The organism is Jiangella rhizosphaerae, assembly GCF_003579925.1.
In the GTDB taxonomy this organism is placed as follows: domain Bacteria; phylum Actinomycetota; class Actinomycetes; order Jiangellales; family Jiangellaceae; genus Jiangella; species Jiangella rhizosphaerae.
Window position 1 is genome coordinate 1 of sequence record NZ_QUAL01000077.1, and the last position, 21432, is coordinate 21432.

The following is a 21432-nucleotide window of genomic DNA, read 5'->3' on the forward strand; positions in this document are numbered from 1 at the left end:
CCGCGCTGTTCGCGGACGCGCCCGGCGGCGGCGCGCCCGTCGACCGCGGCGACCTGCCGCCGGCGGGCGACGGCGCCCCGTTGGATCCCGAGGGCGCCGCCGGATGACCGGCCGCCTCGATCTGCTGCACGAGAACGCCGCCGCCTACGCGCGAACGGCGCTGGCCTGCATCGATCGCGAATACCCGCACCTGCCGATGATCTACGCCGTCGAGCCGGGGCCGTACCCGCAGCACCGCGACCAGCATCCGGCGTTCTACGGGTCGCTCGACTGGCACTCCGCGGTCGAGATGCACTGGATGCTGGTCCGGCTGCTCCGGCTGGCCGGCGCTTCTCTGCCCACGGGATTGGCCGACGAGGTGCGGGCAGGGCTCGGCGCGCATTTGACCCCGTCGAACCTGGAGCGGGAGGCCGAGTTCTTCGCGTCGGGGATCGGCCGCACCCGCGAGCGTCCCTACGGGTGGGGCTGGCTGCTCACGCTCACGCACGAGCTGTCGCTGTGGTCCGGCGACCCGGACGGCGCGGCGTGGGCGGCGGCGGTGCGCCCGCTTTCCGACGTGCTGACGGCGAACCTGCTGGCCTGGCTGCCGGCGCAGACCTATCCGGTGCGCGGCGGGCTGCACCCGAACTCGGCCTTCGGGCTGCTGCGCTCGTACGACGGGGCAACGGCTGAGCTGCGCGACGCGATCCACGACGCCGTCGGCCGCTGGTACCTCGACGACACCGACTATCCGGCGCAGTACGAGCCGTCCGGCAGCGACTTCCTGTCCCCGGCGCTGGCCGAGGCCGAGCTGGTGGCGCGCGTTCTGCCGGGGGAGGACTTCGCGGCCTGGTTCGGGCGGTTCCTGCCCGGCGCGGCGTCGTCGTCGCCGTCGCAGCTGTTCGAGCCGGTGACGGTCTCCGACCCGTCGGACGGGCAGTTGGCGCACCTGGCCGGGCTGAACCTCAGCCGGGCGTGGTCGATGCTGGCGATCGCTGCCGCGCTGCCGGACGGCGCGCCCGCGGCGGCGCTGACGGCGTCGGCGGAGCGGCACGCCGTGCCCGGCCTGCCCTACGTCGTCGGCGGCGACTACATGGTCGAGCACTGGCTCGCCGCCTACGCCGTCGGCTACCTGACCGCCTGACGGCGGAAGGCGAGAAGAAGCCCCGGCGCGGAATGACCCGCATGGCGGAGGTCGCGCCGAGGCTTCGGCCGGGATCGCGGGTGTAGGAGCACCTCCCCCAGCTACGACCAGAGTAGCGGTTGACGTTCTGGCTGACCAGCTGTCATCCTGATGGGCTAACTACATCGGGAATCCGCCCGGCGTAGTCCAGAGATGGGCTACCGGGCGGGCTGTAGGAGCGGCTCATCCGGTGCCCTCAGTACTCAGGAGGAATCGAATGACCCGCACCTACAGGCGAGAGCGATCGATGCTGAGCAGGCTACGGAAGCTGCGCCAGCACACCGAGGTCATCGGGCAGATCCTCAGGGATCTGCGGCCGCTGATCATCGGAACGCTCTCGATTCTGGGTGTCGCCCTGCACCAGTTCGTCGCGCTGCTGAGGTAGCCGCGAACCGCAGGGAGCGAACGGGGCTGGCGCGAGCCGGCCCCGTCGTGCGTCGCTCCTCAGAACTCCGCCTGCCAGACCCGCGGGGTGCGGATGCCGGGGCCGACCTCGCCGCTGGCGACGACCAGGTCGCCGTCCCAGTTCACGGCCGGGGTGGTGGCCGGCGGCGGGCCGGGGAACCAGCCGTCGACGGTCCAGCGGTCGCGGCGGGTGTCGTAGCGCAGCAGTTCGCCGTTGAAGCCGGTGTGGTGGTCGTAGATCCAGGTCACGACGTCGTTGTGCCGCTGCCACTCGGCCGACCCGGGCGGTGCGGCGTTGCGCAGCGCGACGTGGTGCTCGATGAGGTTCCAGCGCTCGATGTCCTTGTCGCCGCCGACGACGACGAGCCCGGTCCGGCCGACAGGGTGGGCGAGGCCGGCCGTGACGCACCAGGGCAGGTCGGCGATCCGCTCCCAGGTCCGGCGCCGCGGGCTGTACGCGTAGGCGTCGCGGTAGAACGTCCACGACTTGTCCGCGTGCTGCGCCCGGCCGCTGAGCAGGAAGAACCGGCCGTCCTGGGCGGCGCCGACGGCGACGGAGCGCGGGTCGGCGGGCCAGCGCGGCAGCGTCGTCCAGCCGTCGTCGAGCCGGGCCAGGTCGAGCGCGACGAAGTCCCCGCCCTCGGCCACGTACACGACCCCGTCGACGATGCCCGCGACGGCGTACGACATCGGGCGAGGGAGCGGCGGCAGGCCGGTGCGCTCCAGCCGTCCGCGCCGGGCGTCCCAGCGCAGGACGTAGACGTCGGCGAACTTCTCCGCCGGGCGTTGCAGCGTCCCGCCCGGTCCGCCGCGGAACCCCTCGCCGCCGATCACCAGCACGCCGTCGCCGGTGCTCAGCGTCGCGGCGTAGCCGACGGCGTCGGGCAGCTGCCCGGCGTCGCGCCACTGCCGGGTGCGGCGGTCGTAGACGAACGCGTCGGTCCAGTAGACCTTGCCGAGCGTGTTCGCCCTGGTGGCGGTGAGCGCAGGCTCCGGGAAGTTCGCCCCGCCGGCGACGATCAGGTGGTCGCCGTGCGCGCCCGCGATCGGGCCGGCCAGCCCGAGCTGGGTCCAGTACGGTTCGCCGACGGGGATGGCGTCGTGCCAGTCGGTGGTGTTCGCCGGGACGTCCGGGAGCCGGGTCCAGCTCGCGCCTCCAGCCGCGCCGGCGGCGGGTGACGCCGACGCCGTCGTCGCCGCGCCCGCCGTCCAGGCGACCGGGCCGGCCGCCGCTGCCAGAGTGAGTGCCGCTCGCCGCGTGAGGTCCGTCATGTCGGATATGGAACAAGTTGCGGGACGCGGCGTCAATGGTTTCGACACCTTCTTGACACATATCCGATATGTGATGTGGGATGGATCCTCCCCGACGAAGGAGGACCCCATGCGCCTGCCCGTCGTCCTCGCCCTCACGCTCGCCCTTCCGGCGAGCGTTCTCGCTGCTCAGACGCCTGCCGAGGCGGTCACCCCAGCCGCCGTCCAGCAGACCGTCGTCTTCGAGTCCGGCACCGAGGGCTACGACACGTTCCGCATCCCCGCGATCGTCCGTTCCGAGGCCGGCACGCTGCTGGCCTTCGCCGAAGGCCGGGTCGGCGGCGGAGGCGACACCGGCGACATCGACCTGGTGCTGCGCCGCTCGTACGACGACGGCCGCACCTGGGGGCCGCTGCAGGTGGTCGGCGACAACGGGCCGAACGTCTTCGGCAACCCCACGCCGGTCGTCGACCCCGCGACCGGCGACATCGTCCTGCTCAGCACCCACAACGCCGGCGACGCCACCGAGGCGGAGATCATGCGCGGCGAGGTCACGCCCGAGCAGAGCCGCCGCGTCTTCGTCCAGCGCAGCACCGACGACGGCGCCACCTGGTCGGCCGCGCGGGACATCACCGCGGCCACCAAGCTGCCGGAGTGGCGCTGGTACGCGACCGGGCCCGTGCACGCGATCGCGCTCGAGCACGGCGAGCATCGCGGCCGCCTGGTGGCGCCGGCCAACCACTCGACCAGCCCGCCGCCCGGATCGTCCGACACCGGGCAGGAGGCGAAGTACTACGGCGCGCACTCGCTCTACAGCGACGACGGCGGCCTGACCTGGCGGCTCGGCGACATCGACACGCCGCTGACCGGCGTCGTGAACCCGAACGAGAACACCGTCACCGAGCTCGCCGACGGCACGCTGTACTTCAACGCCCGCGACCAGAACGGCACCGGCGTCGGCACCCGAGCGACGACCACCAGCAGCGACGGCGGCGAGACGTTCGACGCCCCGTTCCGGCTGCAGTCGACGATCACCACGCCGGTGGTGCAGGGCTCGGTGCTGCGGCTGCCGCGGGCCGGAGACCGGCTGGTCTACTCGGGCCCGGCGAACCCCGCGGCGCGGCGAACCCTGCAGCTGCGGTACAGCTTCGATGCCGGGGCGACGTGGACCGGCGGGCTGGTCCTGCACGACGGGCCGGCCGCGTACTCCGACCTCGTGGTGGCCGGCGGGCGGACGCTCGGCGTGCTGTACGAGAACGGCGACACCGGCACCTACGAGCGGATCACCTTCGCCCGGGTCCCGCAGGCGCTGCTCGACCACGGGCTGCCGCCGGTCGTGACGACGCCCGACGCGTCAGGCAACGGGCAGGACGGCGTGGTCGGCGGCGCACCGGTCGTCGTGCCCGACGGCGCCGTCGGCGGCGCGCTGCGGTTCGCCGCCGGCGACCACGTCGCCGTCCCCCGGAGCGACCTCCTCGACGTCGGCGACGGCCCGTTCACCGCGGCCGGCTGGTTCCGCACCGATGTCGCCGCCGACCAGGCGCTGCTGTGGGCGTACAACACCGGCAGCGGGCGGTCGCAGTGGTGGATCAGGCTCGAGCCCGGCAGCAACCGCATCCGCGCGCTCGTCGACACCGACCTGGGCGCGGGCACACTGATCGCCCCGGGCTCGTTCGCCGACGGCGCGTGGCACCACGTCGCACTGACGCGCGGCGCAGACGGCATCGCCCTCTACGTCGACGGCGTCCTGGCCGCGTCGGGCGCGGCGGTCGCCGGCTCCGTCACCACCGATGCGACCGTCGGCCTGTACCTCGGCCAGCGGCCCGACGCCGCCAACCAGCTGCTCGGCGATCTGGACGACGTCCGGCTGCTCGGCCGCGCGGCGTCGGCCGACGAGATCGCCGCCCTGGCCGCGGGCGACCCGGTCGCTGACGCGCTCGTCCACCTGCCGCTGGAGGAGCTGCACTCCGCGACCTGACCCGGCCTCACCTCACCTCAACCACCCCGCCAGCCAAGTTGATCTTGGAGTTGTTCGGCAATCGCCGGGCGAAATGCCCGATAGATACCCGACGAACTCCAAGATCGACTTCGGTGGGCGGGGGTGTGCGGCGATACTTGATCCCGGCACGCCCAGGCGGCGAAGGGATGGCGATGGCGGCAGCGCGGGTCGGGTACTCGGCGATGCTGGAGCGGTTCGCGCCGTCCGAGGTGGTGCAGCTGGCGGTGGCGGCCGAGGCGGCCGGGTTCGACGGCGTCATGGCCGACGACCACTTCCAGCCGTGGACGCCGCAGCAGGGGCAGGCGGGGTTCGTCTGGAACGTCATGACGGCGATGGCCGAGCGCACCCGCGGCTCGGTCGGCGTCGGCGCCACGTGCCCGTCGTTCCGCTGGCACCCGGCCGTCGTCGCGCAGGCGGCGGCGACGCTGGAGCAGCTGTACCCGGGCCGGCACTGGCTGGGCATCGGGTCCGGCGAGGCGATCAGCGAGCACGTCGTCGGCGGGTACTGGCCCGAGGCGCCGCAGCGGATCGCCCGCATGTTCGAGGCCGTCGAGATCATCCAGAAGCTGTTCACCGGCCGCGACGTCCGCCACGACGGCCGGTTCTTCACCCTGGAGCGGACCCGGCTGTGGACCATGCCCGACGCGCCGCCGCCGGTCTACATCGCGACGTCCGGGCCGATCACCGCCCGCCGGGCCGGCGCCTCCTGCGATGGCATGATCACGGTCGCCAGCACGCCTGACAAGGTCGCCGCGCTGTTCGGCCGGTTCGACGAGGGCGCGCGCTCGGCCGGCAAGGACCCGTCGACGCTGGCGAAGATCGTCCAGGTGCATCTGTCGTGGGCGCCGGACCCCGCCGAGGCGGCCGCCCAGGCGCTGCGCGAGTGGCCGAACGGCGCCATGCGCTTCTCGAAGGCCGACATCCGCTCGCCGTACGACTTCGACCAGATGGCCCGCATGGTCAGGGTCGAGGACTTCGACGGCCGGGTGACCATCTCGGACGACCTCGACGTGCACCGGCAGGAGATCCAGCGCTACCTCGACGTCGGCGCCACCCACGTCTACCTGCACGACGCCGGCCCCGACCAACGCACGTGGATCGACGTGTTCGGCCGCGAGGTGCTGCCCAAGCTCACCGCCTGAGGGCGTCGACGCCGTATCGTCCGGCGCCGGTGCCACGAGCGTGAGGCAGGCCGCGTGAGCCTGGAGCCGCTGGCCCGCTATCTGACCCGGGCCTGCGAGGCCAACGCCCGCTTCCTCGAGCCCTGACTCACTGCGGGACGCGCACACGCTCGCGCCGGCGCAGGCGCCGGATGAGGAAGGCCTCGCCGGCGGCGAGCAGGACGAGGATGGCCATCAGCTCGTACTGGCCGATCGAGGCCCCGGTCCCCGCGAGCAGCAGGAGCACGATCCAGAAGGCGGCGATGTAGCCCACCAGGAGTTGCTCGCTCTCGGCGAGCCAAGGCGTCACCGCCGCCGTGCCAAGCGGGTCAGAGCGGTGAGAACGTCAGCACCGGCCGGCCGGTGCGGGGGTGGAGGTGGACGTCGGCGTCGACGCCGAAGACGGAGCGGACGACGTCGGGCACCAGCACGTCCGACGGCGCGCCGGCCGCCGCCACCCGGCCGCCGGCCAGCACCACCACCTGATCGCAGTAGGCCGCGGCGAGGTTGAGGTCGTGCAGCGCCGCCAGCGTCGTCACGCCCAGCGACCGCACGAACGTCAGGAGCGCCAGCTGGTAGTGGATGTCGAGATGGTTGGTCGGCTCGTCGAGCAGCAGCAGCTCCGGCTGCTGGGTGATCGCCCGGGCCAGGTGCACCCGCTGCCGCTCGCCGCCCGAGAGCGTGTGCCAGTCGCGGCCGGCGAGGTCGCGCATGCCGACGGTCTCGAGGCTGGCCAGCGCCAGCGCCTCGTCGGACGCGGCGGCCCGGTGCGGCGTGCGGCCGAGCAGTACGACGTCGAGGACCTGGAGCGGGACGTCCGTGGTCGACTCCTGCTCGACGACGGCGACGCGGCGGGCGCGGTCGCGGCGGCGCATCGCCCCGAGGTCGGAGCCGCCCAGCAGGACCCGGCCGCCGTCGGGGCGGTAGGTGCCGGCGACGGTGCGCAGCAGGCTCGACTTTCCGGAGCCGTTCGGCCCGAGCAGCCCGGTCATCGTCCCCGGCGCGACCGACAGCCGGATGCCGTCGACGATGAGCCGGCCGTCGGCGGACCAGGAGACGTCGGCGACCTCCAGCGGCGGCGCGTCCGACGCCAGCAGCGGACGGACGACTGGGGTGTCGAGAACGGTCATCGGCCTACCCTCCGGCGACGCAACAGGACGGCGAACGCGGGCGCGCCGAGGAAGGCGGTGACGACGCCCACCGGCAGCTCGCGTGGATCGAACAGGGTGCGGGCCAGCGTGTCGGCCCAGATCATGAAGCTGGCCCCGGTCAGCGCCGCCAGCGGCAGCACCCGCCGGTGCCCGGAGCCGACGACGAACCGGACGGCGTGCGGGAGCATCAGCCCGACGAACCCGATGGCGCCGCTGACGGCGACGGCGGCGCCGGTGAGCAGCGCCACCAGCGTCAGCAGCGTCCACCGGGTGGCGTTGACGTTGATCCCCAGCGTCGAGGCGGTGCTGTCGCCGAACGCGAACGCGTCGAGCGTCCGGGCCCGCGACACCAGCACCGCGCCGACCACGACGACGGCGACCCACACGATGCCCGCGTCGGTCCACGACGCCGCGCCGAGCGAGCCGAGCAGCCAGCTGAGGATCTCGCGGTACGAGTCGCCGGTCGCGGACCAGAAGATGATGAACGACGTCGCCGCGGAGCACAGGTACGACACCGCCAGCCCGGCCAGCACCGTCCGCGTCGGAGCGAGCTCGCCGCGCCGGTTGGCCAGCGCGAACGTCACCAGCAGCGCGAGCAGCGCCCCGGCGAACGCGGCCACCGGCAGCCCCAGCCACCCGATGCCCAGGATCAGCACCGCCACCGCGCCGACCGACGCGCCGGACGACAGACCCAGCAGGTACGGGTCGGCCAGCGGGTTGCGGGTCAGCGTCTGCATGACGGCGCCGCAGACCGCCAGCGCGGCGCCCACCGCGGCCGCCGTCAGCACCCGCGGCAGCCGCAGCTCCCACACGATGCCGTCGCGCAGCTGCGACAGCGACGACGAGGACAGCCCGAGGTGGTCGCCGATCGACCGCCACACGTCCAGCGGATGCAGGTCGGCGGAGCCGATGGTCACCGCCAGCGTGACCGACGCCGCCAGCACGACCGCCATGACGGCGATCCAGGCGGTCGTGCGCGCACCGGAGCGCCGCACCGCCGGCGCCGGAGCACCGGCCGGCGCGGGTGCGGGAGCTGCCGCCGTCGTCGTCACAGGCCCAGCTCCTCCAGCTGGGCGGCGAGGTCGACGACGGCCTGCGCGTTGCGGACGCCGGCCTCGGCCGCGGGGAACGGCAGCCGCAGGTACCGCTGCTCGGCGACGGCGGGCAGCGCGGCCGTCGCCGGGTTGCCCTCCAGCCGCTCGATCTTGCTGTCGGCGGTGTTCCAGGCCGCGTCGACCAGCACGATCACGTCCGGGTTGCGGTCGATGACCTGCTCCCAGCTGACGTTGGACCACGTGGCGTGGACGTCGGCGAAGATGTTCTCCAGGCCGAGCTCGCGCATCATCATCGCCGGCGCGCCGATGTCGCCGCCGACGAACGGCGCGTCCTCGCCGGAGGAGTACCAGAGCGCCGTCAGCCCCTCGCCGGGCGCCTCGACCTGGTCCAGCAGTGCCTGCTGCTCCGCGATCAGCGCGTCGGCGCGGTCGGTGGCGCCGAAGAACGAGGCGACCTCGCGGATCTCGGCGAACAGCTCGTCGAAGGTCATCGGGTCGGGCTGGTACTCCGGGTCCTGGCAGGCCGCCGGCGACACGTACGTCGCGATGCCGAAGTCGGCCAGCGACGGCCGCTCGCCGGCGGTGTCGGCGCCGAAGTTGCTCTCCCAGCCGCCGTAGACGAAGTCGGGCTCGACGTCGAGCAGGGCCTCCTGGCCGGGCACGTTGTCGGACAGGACGGGGACGCCGTCGAGGTCGCCGGCGTACTCGCCGGGCACCGGGCCGTCGGCAAACGCCGTGCCGACGAGGCGGTCGGCGAGGCCGAGGGCGAGCATCATCTCCGTCGAGGTCGACTTGATGGTGACGACGCGCTCCGGCGGGCTGTCGATGGTCACCTCGAAGCCGCAGTTGTCGACGGTGACCGGCGTGAACTCACCGGAGCCGGCCGTCGAGGCCGCCTCGGTCGCGTCGCCGTCGTCGCCGTCGGACGAGGACGAGCCGCAGCCGGTCAGCGCGACCGCGCCGGCGGCGACGACGATCAGGGCAGCGCGCAACGATCGGGAAGGGGATAGCGCCACTGGGTCTCCACACGGGGGCAGGGTTCGTTGGAGACGGTCCAAGGCGACCGCCGAACCAGCTGCCCACTCATCGGGCAGACGCGACAGAGCACAAGCGGTGCTCCGGGGCTCTGCCATCTTAACCAGGCGAACCCGTGAAAATCATCCCTCCGGGCCAAATTTTATCCAAAATCCATGGTGAGCGTGGCGAGGAAGTCGGCGAGGAACGCCGCTCGGTCGACGTCGGTCACGACGGTCGCCGGCCTGGACCGGCTGGCGGTGATCCAGTCCGGCCGCAGCAGCAGCGCGGCGGCCAGCGCGTCGTGCACCGGCGCGGCCCGGCGACCGCATGTGCGCTGGTGGCGCAGGATGTACCGCTCGACGAGCGCGGCGGCGAACTCCGCCCGCGCGGTGCCGGCGGCGCGCAGCCGTCGCACGGTCTCGTCGTCGACGACGACGGTCGCCGTGACGTCGACGCCGACGCCGACCAGCCGGTTCCGTGGCGCCCGCAGCATGCGAGCGGCCGCCTCGGGGTCGCGCCGGATGTTGGTGTCGGACGGCGCCCAGCCCATCACGACCACCGAGCGGAACAGCGTCAGCAGCGACGGCTCCAGCTCCAGCGCCAGCGCGACGTTGGTCAGCGGGCCGAGCGCCAGCAGGTGGTAGTACCCGGGCCGGTCGCGCGCGAGGGCGCTCAGGAGCTCGGCGGCCGGGCGGTCGGCGAGCGTCCGCGGCGGGATCTTCGTCTCGACCACGTCGCCCAGGCCGTCCGAGCCGTGCGTCCCCGGCGCGACCCGCAGCGGCGGTCCGCTCAGCGGCCCGGCGGCACCGGCCGCGACCGGGACGTCCACCAGCCCGGCCACTCCCAGCGTGTGCCCGGCGTTCGCCACGACGGCGCCGACCGGCGCGTTGCCGTGCACCGTCGTGACGGCGGCGAGCTCGCAGTCCGGGCGGCCGGCGAGGTAGAGCAGGGCCAGCGCGTCGTCGATGCCGCAGTCGGTGTCGACGACGAGGTGCCGGATCTCGTCCTGTGGCCGGTCCGCCGCCGGCCGGTCGGCGCGCGAGTACGGTGAACCCGTGCCTGCACGCCCACCCGCGCTCGTCGAGCGGATGCGCCCGTTCACGTCGACCATCTTCGCCGAGATCACGGCGCTCGCGACCCGCACCGGCGCCATCAACCTCGGTCAGGGCTTCCCCGACACCGACGGCCCGGCGGAGATCCTCGATGCGGCCGCCGCGGCGATTCACGGCGGGCTGAACCAGTACCCGCCCGGGCCCGGGATGCCGGTGCTGCGCGAGGCGATCGCCCAGCACCAGCGGCGCTTCTACGCCCTCGACGTCGACCCCGGCAGCGAGGTGCTGGTCACGGCCGGCGCCACCGAGGCGATCGCGGCGACCATCCTCGCGCTGTGCGAGCCGGGCGACGAGGTCATCACGTTCGACCCGGTCTACGACTCCTATGCGGCGTCCATCGCGCTGGCGGGCGGCGTCAAGCGCACGGTCACGCTGCGCTGGCCGGACTTCGCGCTCGACGAGGCGGAGCTGCGGGCGGCGTTCACCGCGCGCACCCGGGTCGTGCTGGTCAACACGCCGCACAACCCGACCGGCAAGGTGTTCGACCGCGCCGAGCTGGAGCTGATCGGTTCCCTGGCCCTCGAGCACGACGCCGTCGTCGTCACCGACGAGGTCTACGAGCACCAGGTCTACGACGACGCCGTCCACGTCCCGGTCGCGACGCTGGCGGGCCTGGCCGGCCAGACCGTCACCGTCTCGTCGGCCGGCAAGACGTTCTCCGTCACCGGCTGGAAGGTCGGCTGGCTGCACGGCCCGGCCGAGCTGGTGGCCGCCGCGCGCGCCGTCAAGCAGTTCCTCACGTTCGTCAGCGCCGGCCCGCTGCAGCCGGCCGTCGCGACCGGCCTCGGACTGGACGACGGCTTCTACACCGGCCTCGCCGCGGGCCTGCAGGCCAAGCGCGACCTGCTGGTCGACGGGCTGCGGGCGGCCGGCTTCGACGTGTCGGTGCCGCGCGGGACCTACTTCGTCGTCGCCGACGCCGCGCCGCTCGGGTTCGCCGACGGCGTCGAGCTGTGCCAGCGGCTGCCCGAGCTGGTCGGCGTCGCGGCCGTCCCGGTGTCGGTGTTCCACGACGACCCGACGGCCGCGTCGTCGCTGGTCCGGTTCGCGTTCTGCAAGCGCGACGAGGTGCTGCACGACGCCGTCGAGCGGCTGAGCCGGCTGTCGTCGCTGGTCTGACGCCCGCTCACGCCAGCACGAACTCCAGGGCCGACCGCACGCCCGCCGCCGGCGCGCCGCCGGCGACCTCGAGCAGCGCCGCCCGCCAGGCCGCGACCAGCGGCACCGCGGCGACCCGCACGTCGTCGGGCAGCAGCGCCGCCAGTGTGTCGCGCACGGGGTCGGCCGAGGGATCGGGCGAGGTCTCGCCGAGCAGCCGGCACACGCCGAAGCGCACCGTCGCGTCGAACGCGACCAGCAGTGCGGCTCGCGCGGCCTCGCGGCCCGGAGCGCCGACGGTCTCGGCCGCACCCTCCATGCGGTCGGCGATGCGCTTCTCCAGGTCGTCGCGGACGGCGGTGTAGAGGCCGAGCTTGGAGCCGAAGTGGTGGTAGAGCGAACCGGTCGTGACGCCGGCCTTCGACGCCAGCTCGGTGACGGTGGCCGCCTCGAAGCCCGCCTGCTCGAAGTGGTGCATGGCGGCCTCGATCAGCCGGGCCTTCGCCGACCCGGGGACAGGGATCCACTCCCGCATACCCGTCACCGTAACACGTTGACGGATTGGCATAACGCCGTTACGGTCGGTCGCATGAAGCTCTCCTACATCTACGTGTCAGTGCCGGACCTGAAGGAGGCGCTCGTCTTCTACCGGGACGAACTCGGTCTCGACGAGGCGTGGCGCGAGGGCGAGTCGACCGTCGCCTTCCAGCTCCCGAACTCGCCCATCCAGCTGATGGTCGACGTGCCGCCGGACTCCGGGGAGAACTGGTCCACCGGCCCGTTCTACGAGGTGGACGACCTCGCGGCGTTCATGGAGAAGCACAGCGGCTTCGCCTGGGTCGGCGAGCCGATCGAGATCCCCGGTGGCCGGTCCGCGTCGTTCCGCGACCCCGGCGGCAACATCATGCACGTGTTCGACCAGACCGCTTCCGAGTGATCCGTCCCCACGGCTTGTAGACGGACAGCAGGAAGGCGGCCAGCAGCAGGCTCGTCGACACGATCGGCGGGAAGACGAGGTCGCCGGGCGCCGGCAGCGCGTCCAGGCCGTCGCCGAGGAGCCTGCCCTGCTCGGCAGCCTCGCGCACGCCGGGGCGCAGCAGTGTCAGCACCAGCGTCGACAGCACCACGTTGAGCACCAGCTTCACCGCGACCCACCAGTACCGCACCAGGCCGTACTTGCTGCTCAGGCCCAGGAGCACGCCGCTGGCCAGGCAGACCAGGCTGGCGATCGCCAGCGGCCAGACCGCGAACAGCTCCAGCGCCTGGTAGCTGAACGCCCGTGTCTCGTCCGAGCTCGTGCCGAGCGCGGTGAAGACGAGGACGCCCATGACGATGTCCATGCCGAACCAGGTTCCGGCGGACAGCAGGTGGATGACCAGCACGGCCTTGCGGGTGCGGCCACCCAGCCGCCACCGCCGGGTGGTCGCGGGCGAGGCCGTCGACTGCGGCGGGTCGGTGCGCGTCGTGATCGTCATGCCGTCAGCCTCGCGGGCGCACGCCGTCGCGGTCGTCGCCCACGGTGCGTATTCGCCGCTACGCCCGGCTGCGTATCCGGGCGTAGCGGCGGCCGGCGGCGTTCAGCCGCCCAGCGGGCTGGTGTGCAGCGCGTGCCGCACGTCGGTGACCTCGACGGTCACCCGCACCGGCGCTACCGGTCCGGCGACGGTGAGGGTCATGAGGTACGGCGTGGCGGTCCATCGCTCGAACCCGCCGCGGACCTGGTCGAACAGTCGCGTGGTGCGGCCGAGCGGCGTGAGCGTCGCCGTGGCGGGCGCCTCGCCGACCACCTCGCCGCTCTCGTCCATCATCCGCAGCGTGCCCTCCCAGCTGCCGTCGGCGACGTCGATGCCGCCGGCCGCGTGGATCGGCGCGTCGGCGTAGGCGAAGGTGACGCCGAGGTCCTTCAGCGTGCCGTCGAGGAAGAAGTCCGTGGCGTTCTCGGCCTTCGGCTCGCCGAAGGCGACGAACTCCTCGCGGCCGACGTATGTCGCCGGGTCGGCGACGAACAGGTGCCCGAGCTCGTGGTGGCCGTCGGCGAACCGTAGCTCCCAGGGCACGCCATCGAGGGCGACGGTGACGGCCTCGAGCGCCAGCGCCGTCGTCGTGTGGTCCATGTGGACGCGGACGTTGCCGTCGTTGAACCGCTGCACGTCGCGCCGCGGCTCGCCGGCCGGCGTGTAGCTGCCGGCGACGGTGACCGTGCCGGCGGGCGCGCCGTCGTCGTCGAACAGCTCGATCGTCGCCTGGAACGTCGAGTCGGTCCACTCGCTGGTGCCGCTGCCCTCCGCGAGGTGGTCGCCCTCCGGGCCACCCCACAGCCGGGCCAGCGCCTCGGTGCCGGCCGTGGCCGACCGGGCCAGCGAGATGTCCAGCCCCCGGTCGCCGTCGGCCGCCTCGAGATAGGCGACGGTGACGTCGTCGTCGACGCGGGTCGGCTCGCCTGCCGCGGCCGGGCCGGCCGTCAGCACCGCCGACGTCACGGCCGCCACGGCGCCCAGCGCGCCGAGTGCCCCCCGGATCCTGCTCATGTGGTTTCCCCTGTCCATGCGCCCGCCGCTCGTGGCGACGGGCAGTCGTGTCGTGCCGTATCCACACCATTGACTTCCGGCGTCCCGGTCCGGTTGCATGCGGAGGACGGATCTCGCGACCGCAGCGCCACGTCGGTCGCGGATCGCCGCCAAGGGGGGGGCGGTCGTTGGAGGGGCCGAACCCCGACTCGCAAGGGGGGACTCCATGACGTCCGACTCGACCCTGCCCACCATCGCCGACGCGTCGGCGATGCGCGACTCGTGCGAAGCCGTCCATCTGCCCGGCGACCCCGGCTACGACATGGCGCGCATGCCGTGGAACGTCGCCTTCGACCAGCGGCCCGCGGCTGTGGCGTACCCGGCCGACGCCGCCGAGGTGGCGTCCGTCGTCAGGGCCGCGGCCGCGGCCGGCCTGCGCGTCGCCCCTCAGGGCACCGGCCACAACGCCGGTGCGCTCGCCGGCGACCTGTCCGGCGTCGTCCTGCTACGCACGGGCGGGATGACCGGTGTGACGGTCGACACCGACGCCCGGACCGCCCGGGTCGGTGCGGGCGCGTTGTGGCTCGACGCCGTCGAGGCCGCGGCGCCGCACGGTCTGGCGACGCTGCACGGGTCCTCGCCCGACGTCGGCATCGCCGGGTACTCCCTCGGCGGAGGGCTCGGCTGGTACGCCCGCGAACTGGGTCTGCAGGCCAACAGCGTCACGGCGGTCGAGCTGGTGACGGCCGACGGGTCGCGGGTACGCGCCGACGCCGGCCACGAGGCCGAGCTGTTCTGGGCGCTCCGCGGCGGCGGCGGGAACTTCGGCGTCGTCACCGCGCTGGAGTTCCGGCTCTATCCCATCCCCACGGCGTACGCGGGCATGCTGGTGTTCGACTGGACGCACGCCGCGCGCGCGCTGCCCCGGTGGGCGGAGTGGGCCGCCGAGGCGCCGGACATCGTCACCACGTCGTTCCGCATCCTGCAGCTGCCGCCGTTCCCCGAGATCCCGGAGCCGGTCAGAGGCCGGCAACTCGTCGTGATCAACGGGGCCGTGCTCGCGGACGACGCGCGCGCCGCGGCGATCCTCGAGCCGCTGCGCGAGCTCGGACCGGAGCTCGACACGTTCGCGACCGTGCCGTCGGCGTCGCTGGTGCGACTGCACATGGACCCGGAAGGCCCCACCCCGGCGGTGTCGGACAGCTCGCTGCTGGCCGGCCTGCCCGCCGCGGCCGTCGACGCCTTCCTCGCCGCCGCGGGACCGGACTCCGGATCGTCGCTGCTCATGGCCGAGCTCCGGCACCTGGGCGGCGCCCTGTCCCGGCCGCAGCCGGACGCCGGCGCCCTGTCGATGCTCGACGGACAGTTCCTCCAGTTCGGCGTCACCATCGCGGCGACGCCCGAGCAGGCCGAGCAGGGCGCCATCGAGGCGCGCGATCTGGTGACGGCGATGTCGCCGTACGCGACCGGAAAGAGGTACCTCAACGTCACCGAGACCCCGGCCGACGCCAGCACGGGGTACGGCGAGGCGGCGTGGCGGCGGCTGCAGGCGGTGCGGTCGGCCGTCGATCCGGGGGACCTGTTCGTGGCCGGCCACCGGATCCCACCGGCGTAGCGATCGCGGGTGCGACCGAGTCGGTGGATCCGCGGTCGCGGTCGGCCATACGATGGAAGGCACCGCCACCGCCGACTCAGGAATGTGTGATGGACCCCATGCAGTCCGCCCTGTCCGACTCGTTCGCGCCGCTCGCCCTCACCTTCGACGACGTCCTCCTGCTGCCCGGTGAGTCCGACGTCATCCCGAGCGAGGTCGACACCACCTCGCGGGTCTCGCGGAACATCTCCGTGAGCATTCCGCTGCTGTCCAGTGCCATGGACACCGTCACCGAGTCGCGCATGGCCATCGCCATGGCCCGGCAGGGCGGGCTGGGCGTGCTGCACCGCAGTCTCTCCATCGAGGACCAGGCGCACCAGGTCGACCTCGTGAAACGGTCCGAGTCGGGCATGGTCACCGACCCCGTCACCATCGGCCCCGACGCCACCCTGGCCGAGATGGACCGCATGTGCGGGCAGTACCGCATCTCCGGGCTCCCGGTCACCGACGACGACGGCCGGCTGCTGGGCATCATCACCAACCGCGACATCCGGTTCATCCCGTCGGCGGAGTTCGGCGAGCGCCGCGTGCGCGAAGTGATGACGAAGGAGCCGCTCATCACCGGCCCGGTGGGCATCAAGTCCGACGACGCGTTCGCGCTGCTGGCCAAGCACAAGATCGAGAAGCTGCCGCTGGTCGACGACGCCGGCCGGCTCAAGGGGCTCATCACCGTCAAGGACTTCGTGAAGTCCGAGGAGTTCCCCAACGCCACCAAGGACGCCGAGGGCCGGCTGGTCGCGGCCGCCGCCGTCGGCTTCTTCGGCGACGCGTGGGAGCGGGCCATGACGCTGGTAGAGGCCGGCGTCGACGTGCTCGTCGTCGACACCGCGCACGGCCACACCAGCCTGCTGCTCGAGATGGTCGCCAAGCTCAAGGCCGACCCCGCCGCTCGCGACGTCGACGTCATCGGCGGCAACGTCGCCACCCGGGCGGGCGCGCAGGCGCTGGTCGACGCCGGCGCCGACGGCATCAAGGTCGGCATCGGCCCCGGCTCCATCTGCACCACCCGCGTCGTCGCCGGCGTCGGCGTCCCGCAGGTCACCGCCATCCACGAGGCGTCGCTGGCGGCCCGGCCGGCCGGCATCCCCGTCATCGGCGACGGCGGCCTGCAGTACTCCGGCGACATCGCGAAGGCGCTGGTCGCCGGCGCCGACACCGTCATGCTCGGCTCGCTGCTGGCCGGCGTCGCCGAGAGCCCGGGCGAGCTGATCTTCATCAACGGCAAGCAGTTCAAGTCCTACCGCGGCATGGGCTCGCTCGGCGCGCTGCGCAAGCGCGGCGCCGAGACCACCGGCTCGCGCGACCGGTACTTCCAGGCCGACGTCGCCAGCGACGACCAGCTCATCCCCGAGGGCGTCGAGGGCCAGGTGCCGTTCCGCGGGCCGCTGGGCAGCGTCACCCACCAGCTGGTCGGGGGCCTGCGGCAGTCGATGTTCTACACCGGCGCCCGCACCATCAAGGAGCTGCAGGAGCGCGGCCGGTTCGTCCGCATCACGTCGGCGGGGCTCAAGGAGTCGCACCCGCACGACATCCAGATGACGGTCGAGGCGCCGAACTACGCCTCGCGCCGGTAGGCCGCCGGGGCGGGGGACCGGCCAGCTCCGATATCCTCTGCGGGTGGCGGAGATCGAGATCGGCCGCGGCAAGCGCGGCCGCCAAGCATATGCCTTCGACGACGTGGCCATCGTGCCCTCGCGGCGCACCCGCGATCCCGAAGAGGTGTCGACGCACTGGCAGATCGACGCCTACCGGTTCGAGATCCCGCTGCTCGCGGCGCCCATGGACTCCGTCATGTCGCCGGCCACGGCCATCGCGCTCGGGCGGGCCGGCGGGCTGGGCGTGCTCGACCTCGAGGGTCTGTGGACCCGGTACGACGATCCTGAGCCGCTGCTCGAGGAGATCGCCGGGCTCGAGGAGGGCAAGGCGCTCAACCGGCTGCAGGAGATCTACGCCGCCCCGGTACGCGAGGACCTCATCGCCGACCGCCTGCGCGAGATCCGCGACGCCGGCGTGACGGTGGCCGGGGCGCTGTCGCCGCCGCGGGTGAAGCGCTACCACCAGGCCGTCATCGACGCCGGGGTCGACATCATGGTCATCCGCGGCACGACGGTGTCCGCCGAGCACGTCTCCGGCCGGGCCGAGCCGCTGAACCTCAAGCAGTTCATCTACGAGCTCGACGTCCCGGTCATCGTCGGCGGCTGCGCCACGTACCAGGCGGCGCTGCACCTCATGCGCACCGGCGCGGCCGGCGTGCTGGTCGGCTTCGGCGGCGGCTCGTCGCACACCACCCGCTCCGTGCTGGGCCTCACCGTCCCCATGGCGACGGCCGTGGCCGACGTCGCCGCCGCCCGGCGCGACTACCTCGACGAGTCCGGCGGCCGCTACGTCCACGTCATCGCCGACGGCTCCATCGGCCGCTCCGGCGACATCGCCAAGGCCATCGCCTGCGGCGCCGACGCCGTCATGGTCGGCTCGCCGCTGGCCCGCGCCACCGAGGCGCCCGGCCGCGGCTGGCACTGGGGCTCCGAGGCCCACCACGCCGACCTCCCGCGCGGCGAGCGCGTCCACGTCGGTACCATCGGCCCGCTCGCCGAGATCCTCGGCGGCCCCTCCTACCTCGCCGACGGCTCCATGAACATCGTCGGCGCCCTGCGCCGCGCCATGGCCACCACCGGCTACACCGAGGTCAAGGAGTTCCAGCGGGTCGAGGTCACCGTCCTGCGCTGACCGGCCGGCCGGGGTGCGGGCGTCCTGGGTGTGGCGCGCGTCCTGGGTGTGGGTCGCGCTTCCGGGCCCGAATCGGCCGTTCAGCGCGCCTCAGACCCAGGACGCGCCTCAGACCCAGGACCCGAGCCTCCAGCGCGCCGAGGAGCACCGGCCGGGTGGAAGCCGCGAATGCGCTAGTCGCCGGCCCGGTGGGAGTCGCTGGTGGTCTGCTGTCTGATCGGACCGCAGAGCTCCAACGCGCCGAGGACGGGCCGGCCGGGCGGCTGTCGCCGTCGCGAGTGTGGCCGGCCAGGAGCGCATGCGGCACGCCGGAGGTCTGCTGTCTGATCGGACGGCAGAGCTCCAGCGCGCCGTGGAGGGGCCGGCCGGGCGGCCGAAGAGGCCGAGGCGGCCCGCGGCAGGACGCCCGCGGCGATCGAGGGTCGTAGGCTGGCCTCGATGAGCAGCACAGTCAGCGTCGACGCCGTCGTCGACCGCGCCCTCCTCGACCGCTTGACCGATCGCGTCGTCGCCCGGCCGCGGGCCGAGCGGGTCGCCACCGTGGCGCCGTTCACCGGCAGCCCGCTGGCCGAGGTGCCGCTGTCCACCACCGACGACGTCGCGGCGGCGTTCGCGGCGGCCCGCGACGCCGCGCGCTGGTGGGCGGCCCGGCCGATCGCCGAGCGGGCCCGCATCATCGGCCACGTCCACGATCTCGTGCTCGACCGCCGGGCCGAGATCGCCGACCTCGTCCAGGCGGAGGCCGGCAAGGCGCGCCGCGACGCGTTCGAGGAGGTCGCCGACGTCGCGCTCGCCGCCCGGTACGCGTCCGTCCGTGGCCCGCGGGTGCTGCGGGAACGCCGCCGGCTCGGACTGCTGCCCGGGCTGACCCGGGCCATCGAGGGCTACCGCCCCAAGGGCGTCGTCGGGGTCATCTCGCCGTGGAACTACCCGCTGACGCTGGCCATCTCCGACTGCCTGCCGGCGTTCGTCGCCGGCAACGCCGTCGTGCACAAGCCCGATTCGCAGGCCATGCTGACGGCGCTGCTGGCGCGGTCGATCGCGATCGAGGCGGGGCTGCCGGAGGCGCTGTGGCAGATCGTCTCCGGCGACGGCCCGGTCATCGGCGGAGCCGTCGTCGAGCACGCCGACTACGTGTCGTTCACCGGTTCCACCGCCACCGGCCGCGTCATCGCGGCGCGGCTGGGCGAGCGGCTGGTCGGCGCGTCGCTGGAGTTGGGCGGCAAGAATCCGATGCTGGTCCTCGACGACGCCGACCTCGACCGCGCCGCCGAGGCCGCCGTCCGGGCATGCTTCTCCAACGCCGGCCAGCTGTGCATGTCCATGGAGCGGCTCTACGTCGCGGCGCCGGTGCGCGAGCCGTTCCTCGAACGGTTCCTCGGCCGGGTCGAGTCGATGCGGGTCGGCGCGGCGTTCGACTACTCCTGCGACATGGGCTCGCTGATGTCGCAGGACCAGCTCGACAAGGTCCGCGCCCACGTCGACGACGCCGTCGCCAAGGGCGCCCGGGTGCTCACCGGCGGCCGGGCGCGGCCCGACCTCGGTCCCTGGTTCCACGAGCCGACGGTGCTCGACGGCGTCCGGCCCGGCATGCTCGTCGCCGACGCCGAGACGTTCGGCCCGGTCGTCTCCGTCTACCCCGTCGGCTCCGACGACGAGGCGATCGAGCTGGCCAACGACACCCCGTTCGGGCTCAACGCCAGCGTCTGGACGTCCAACCTGCGCCGCGGCGTCGACGTCGCCCGCCGGCTGCGCTCCGGCGTCGTCAACGTCAACGAGGGCTACACCGCGGCCTGGGGCAGCCACGACCTCCCGATCGGCGGCATGGGCGCCTCCGGCCTCGGCCGCCGGCACGGGCGCGAGGGCATCCTGCGCTACACCGAGCCGCAGGCCATCGCCGTCCAGCGGGCGCACAACCTCGCCCCGCCGCCCGGCATGTCCTACGACACGTTCACCGACCTGTTCGCCAAGTCGCTGCGCGTCGTCCGCCGCCTCGGCCGCCCCTAGCCCATGATCATGTTCCCTCGCGGCGTGTCAGCGACCGCGAGGGAACATGATCATGGGGACGGGGCCGGAGTTGTCCACAGATCGACGAGGGCCCCTCGCGGCGGCGTGCTCACCGGCGGACGATCGTGCTCATGGACGTGCCGCCGCAGTACGACACCCCGGGCCTGCATGACCTGCTCGTGCGGCAGCTCGGGCTGATCTGCGCCGGCCAGCTTCGCAGCCTGGGACTCGACTCCCGTGTCGCTCGGCGCTGGGTCGCGGGCGGCCGCTGGCAACGGCCGTACCCGGGCGTCTTCGCCGCCTTCAGCGGACCGCTGGGCCGGGCCGCACGCATCTGGGCCGCCATCCTCTGGGTGACGCCGGACGCGGTGGCGAGTCACGCGACGGCGGCGGAGCTTCACGGGTTGACCGGCCGCGTCGACGATCGTATTCATGTGACGGCGCCCGTCAGCAGGCGAGTGCGGTCACATGCCGAGGGCGTCGTGGTGCACTACGCGCACCGGCTTCCCTTCAGCCGGCATCCAACGGCGAATCCGCCACGTACGCGGCTCGAGGACACCGTCCTCGACCTCGTCGACGTCGCCGTTCGGGCACGCGACGTCGAGTCCTCCGTGACGATGGCGATCCAGAAGCGGCTGACCACCCCGCCGCGGCTGGCGGCGGCGCTGATGCGGCGCAAGAAGATCCGCTGGCGGGCGATGGTCGAGTCGATGCTCCTGGACGTTGCCGAGGGTGCCCAGTCCCCGCTGGAGTTGCAGCACTTGCGCGCCGTCGAGCGGGCACACCGCCTGCCGCGAGGGTGCCGCCAATGCCGCCGTGCCGGCGAGCGCGTCATATGGATCGATGTCGACTACAAGCCTTATCACACCAGGGTGGAACTGGACGGACGCGTCGGTCACGACGGCGAGGGCCGGTTCCGCGACCGCCGCCGCGACAACGCCGCCACCGTGAGTGGAGCATGGACGCTGCGCTACGGGCACACGGAGATCTTCGGCGAGCCGTGCCGGGTCGCTCAGGAGCAGGCACGCGTCTTGCGCGACCGCGGCTGGACAGGCCTGCCCAGGCGGTGCGGATCCGACTGCCCGATCTGATGATCATGTTCCCTCGCGGTCGCTGACACGCCGCGA

General features: G+C 73.3%; 20 protein-coding genes. 11 read left to right on the forward strand and 9 right to left on the reverse strand.

Annotated features, from left to right (window positions below):
* Nucleotides 1-103 precede the first annotated feature (103 nt).
* Together DY240_RS08795 and DY240_RS31770 are read left to right on the forward strand one after the other, a co-directional pair.
* Nucleotides 104-1123, forward strand: coding sequence for a DUF2891 domain-containing protein (locus DY240_RS08795; protein ID WP_119659561.1), 1020 nt, complete (start codon nt 104-106; stop codon nt 1121-1123).
* 256 nt (nt 1124-1379) lie between these two features.
* Nucleotides 1380-1547 carry a hypothetical protein gene (locus DY240_RS31770; protein ID WP_158602781.1) on the forward strand — a complete coding sequence of 56 codons (168 nt, stop codon included), beginning with the start codon at nt 1380-1382 and terminating at the stop codon, nt 1545-1547.
* Nucleotides 1548-1606: 59 nt separating this feature from the next.
* Here the strand turns inward: DY240_RS31770 and DY240_RS08800 are convergent, their stop codons facing one another.
* A complete protein-coding gene (locus tag DY240_RS08800; RefSeq protein ID WP_119659562.1) occupies nt 1607-2839 on the reverse strand; it encodes a galactose oxidase in 1233 nt (410 codons plus the stop codon).
* A gap of 109 nt (nt 2840-2948) precedes the next feature.
* Between DY240_RS08800 and DY240_RS31775 the strand changes: the two genes are divergently transcribed.
* Nucleotides 2949-4796: a sialidase family protein gene (locus DY240_RS31775; RefSeq protein WP_158602782.1), complete on the forward strand. Its 1848-nt coding sequence runs from the start codon at nt 2949-2951 to the stop codon at nt 4794-4796.
* A gap of 173 nt (nt 4797-4969) precedes the next feature.
* Nucleotides 4970-5959, forward strand: coding sequence for a TIGR03557 family F420-dependent LLM class oxidoreductase (locus DY240_RS08810; protein ID WP_119659581.1), 990 nt, complete (start codon nt 4970-4972; stop codon nt 5957-5959).
* A gap of 127 nt (nt 5960-6086) precedes the next feature.
* Here DY240_RS08810 and DY240_RS08815 read toward each other — a convergent pair whose 3' ends face one another.
* From DY240_RS08815 to DY240_RS33230, 5 genes are all read right to left on the reverse strand, one after another.
* Nucleotides 6087-6287, reverse strand: a complete 201-nt coding sequence (locus tag DY240_RS08815) for a hypothetical protein (RefSeq protein WP_119659563.1) — start codon at nt 6285-6287, stop codon at nt 6087-6089.
* Between the two features lie 19 nt (nt 6288-6306).
* Nucleotides 6307-7107, reverse strand: coding sequence for an ABC transporter ATP-binding protein (locus tag DY240_RS08820; protein WP_119659564.1), 801 nt, complete (start codon nt 7105-7107; stop codon nt 6307-6309).
* Nucleotides 7104-8180 (reverse strand): putative F420-0 ABC transporter permease subunit, encoded by a 1077-nt coding sequence (locus tag DY240_RS08825; protein ID WP_233552663.1) that lies wholly within the window; start codon nt 8178-8180, stop codon nt 7104-7106. The genes DY240_RS08820 and DY240_RS08825 overlap by 4 nt, the downstream gene beginning before the upstream one ends.
* A complete protein-coding gene (locus tag DY240_RS08830; RefSeq protein ID WP_199701119.1) occupies nt 8177-9175 on the reverse strand; it encodes a putative F420-0 ABC transporter substrate-binding protein in 999 nt (332 codons plus the stop codon). Before DY240_RS08830 ends, DY240_RS08825 begins: the two co-directional genes overlap by 4 nt.
* Before the next feature lie 185 nt (nt 9176-9360).
* Entirely contained in the window at nt 9361-10302 is a 942-nt protein-coding gene (locus DY240_RS33230; protein WP_158602783.1) for a nucleoside hydrolase, read from the reverse strand.
* Between DY240_RS33230 and DY240_RS08840 the strand changes: the two genes are divergently transcribed.
* Nucleotides 10289-11431 carry a pyridoxal phosphate-dependent aminotransferase gene (locus tag DY240_RS08840; RefSeq protein ID WP_407659293.1) on the forward strand — a complete coding sequence of 381 codons (1143 nt, stop codon included), beginning with the start codon at nt 10289-10291 and terminating at the stop codon, nt 11429-11431. The two genes, DY240_RS33230 and DY240_RS08840, sit on opposite strands and share 14 nt — an antisense overlap.
* Nucleotides 11432-11438: 7 nt before the next feature.
* Here DY240_RS08840 and DY240_RS08845 read toward each other — a convergent pair whose 3' ends face one another.
* Nucleotides 11439-11945, reverse strand: coding sequence for a TetR/AcrR family transcriptional regulator (locus DY240_RS08845; protein ID WP_119659567.1), 507 nt, complete (start codon nt 11943-11945; stop codon nt 11439-11441).
* 54 nt (nt 11946-11999) lie between these two features.
* Here DY240_RS08845 and DY240_RS08850 point away from each other — a divergent pair, with 54 nt between their 5' ends.
* Complete coding sequence (locus DY240_RS08850) at nt 12000-12347, forward strand: VOC family protein (RefSeq protein WP_119659568.1); 348 nt, start codon at nt 12000-12002, stop codon at nt 12345-12347.
* Here the strand turns inward: DY240_RS08850 and DY240_RS08855 are convergent.
* Together DY240_RS08855 and DY240_RS08860 are read right to left on the reverse strand one after the other, a co-directional pair.
* Nucleotides 12313-12885: a hypothetical protein gene (locus DY240_RS08855; protein WP_119659569.1), complete on the reverse strand. Its 573-nt coding sequence runs from the start codon at nt 12883-12885 to the stop codon at nt 12313-12315. The genes DY240_RS08850 and DY240_RS08855 overlap by 35 nt on opposite strands.
* A gap of 102 nt (nt 12886-12987) precedes the next feature.
* Nucleotides 12988-13938, reverse strand: coding sequence for a hypothetical protein (locus DY240_RS08860; protein WP_119659570.1), 951 nt, complete (start codon nt 13936-13938; stop codon nt 12988-12990).
* 205 nt (nt 13939-14143) lie between these two features.
* Between DY240_RS08860 and DY240_RS08865 the strand changes: the two genes are divergently transcribed.
* The 5 genes from DY240_RS08865 to DY240_RS08885 all read left to right on the forward strand — a co-directional run bounded on the left by DY240_RS08865 (nt 14144) and on the right by DY240_RS08885 (nt 21396).
* Nucleotides 14144-15532 carry an FAD-binding oxidoreductase gene (locus tag DY240_RS08865; protein WP_119659571.1) on the forward strand — a complete coding sequence of 463 codons (1389 nt, stop codon included), beginning with the start codon at nt 14144-14146 and terminating at the stop codon, nt 15530-15532.
* An 89-nt stretch (nt 15533-15621) separates the two neighbouring features.
* Nucleotides 15622-17145, forward strand: coding sequence for an IMP dehydrogenase (gene guaB / locus DY240_RS08870; RefSeq protein ID WP_119659572.1), 1524 nt, complete (start codon nt 15622-15624; stop codon nt 17143-17145).
* Nucleotides 17146-17188: 43 nt separating this feature from the next.
* Complete coding sequence (locus DY240_RS08875; protein WP_119659573.1) at nt 17189-18298, forward strand: GuaB3 family IMP dehydrogenase-related protein; 1110 nt, start codon at nt 17189-17191, stop codon at nt 18296-18298.
* Nucleotides 18299-18736: 438 nt separating this feature from the next.
* A complete protein-coding gene (locus tag DY240_RS08880) occupies nt 18737-20305 on the forward strand; it encodes a succinic semialdehyde dehydrogenase (RefSeq protein WP_119659574.1) in 1569 nt (522 codons plus the stop codon).
* 131 nt (nt 20306-20436) lie between these two features.
* Complete coding sequence (locus DY240_RS08885; protein ID WP_119659575.1) at nt 20437-21396, forward strand: hypothetical protein; 960 nt, start codon at nt 20437-20439, stop codon at nt 21394-21396.
* The last annotated feature ends 36 nt before the right edge of the window (nt 21397-21432 follow it).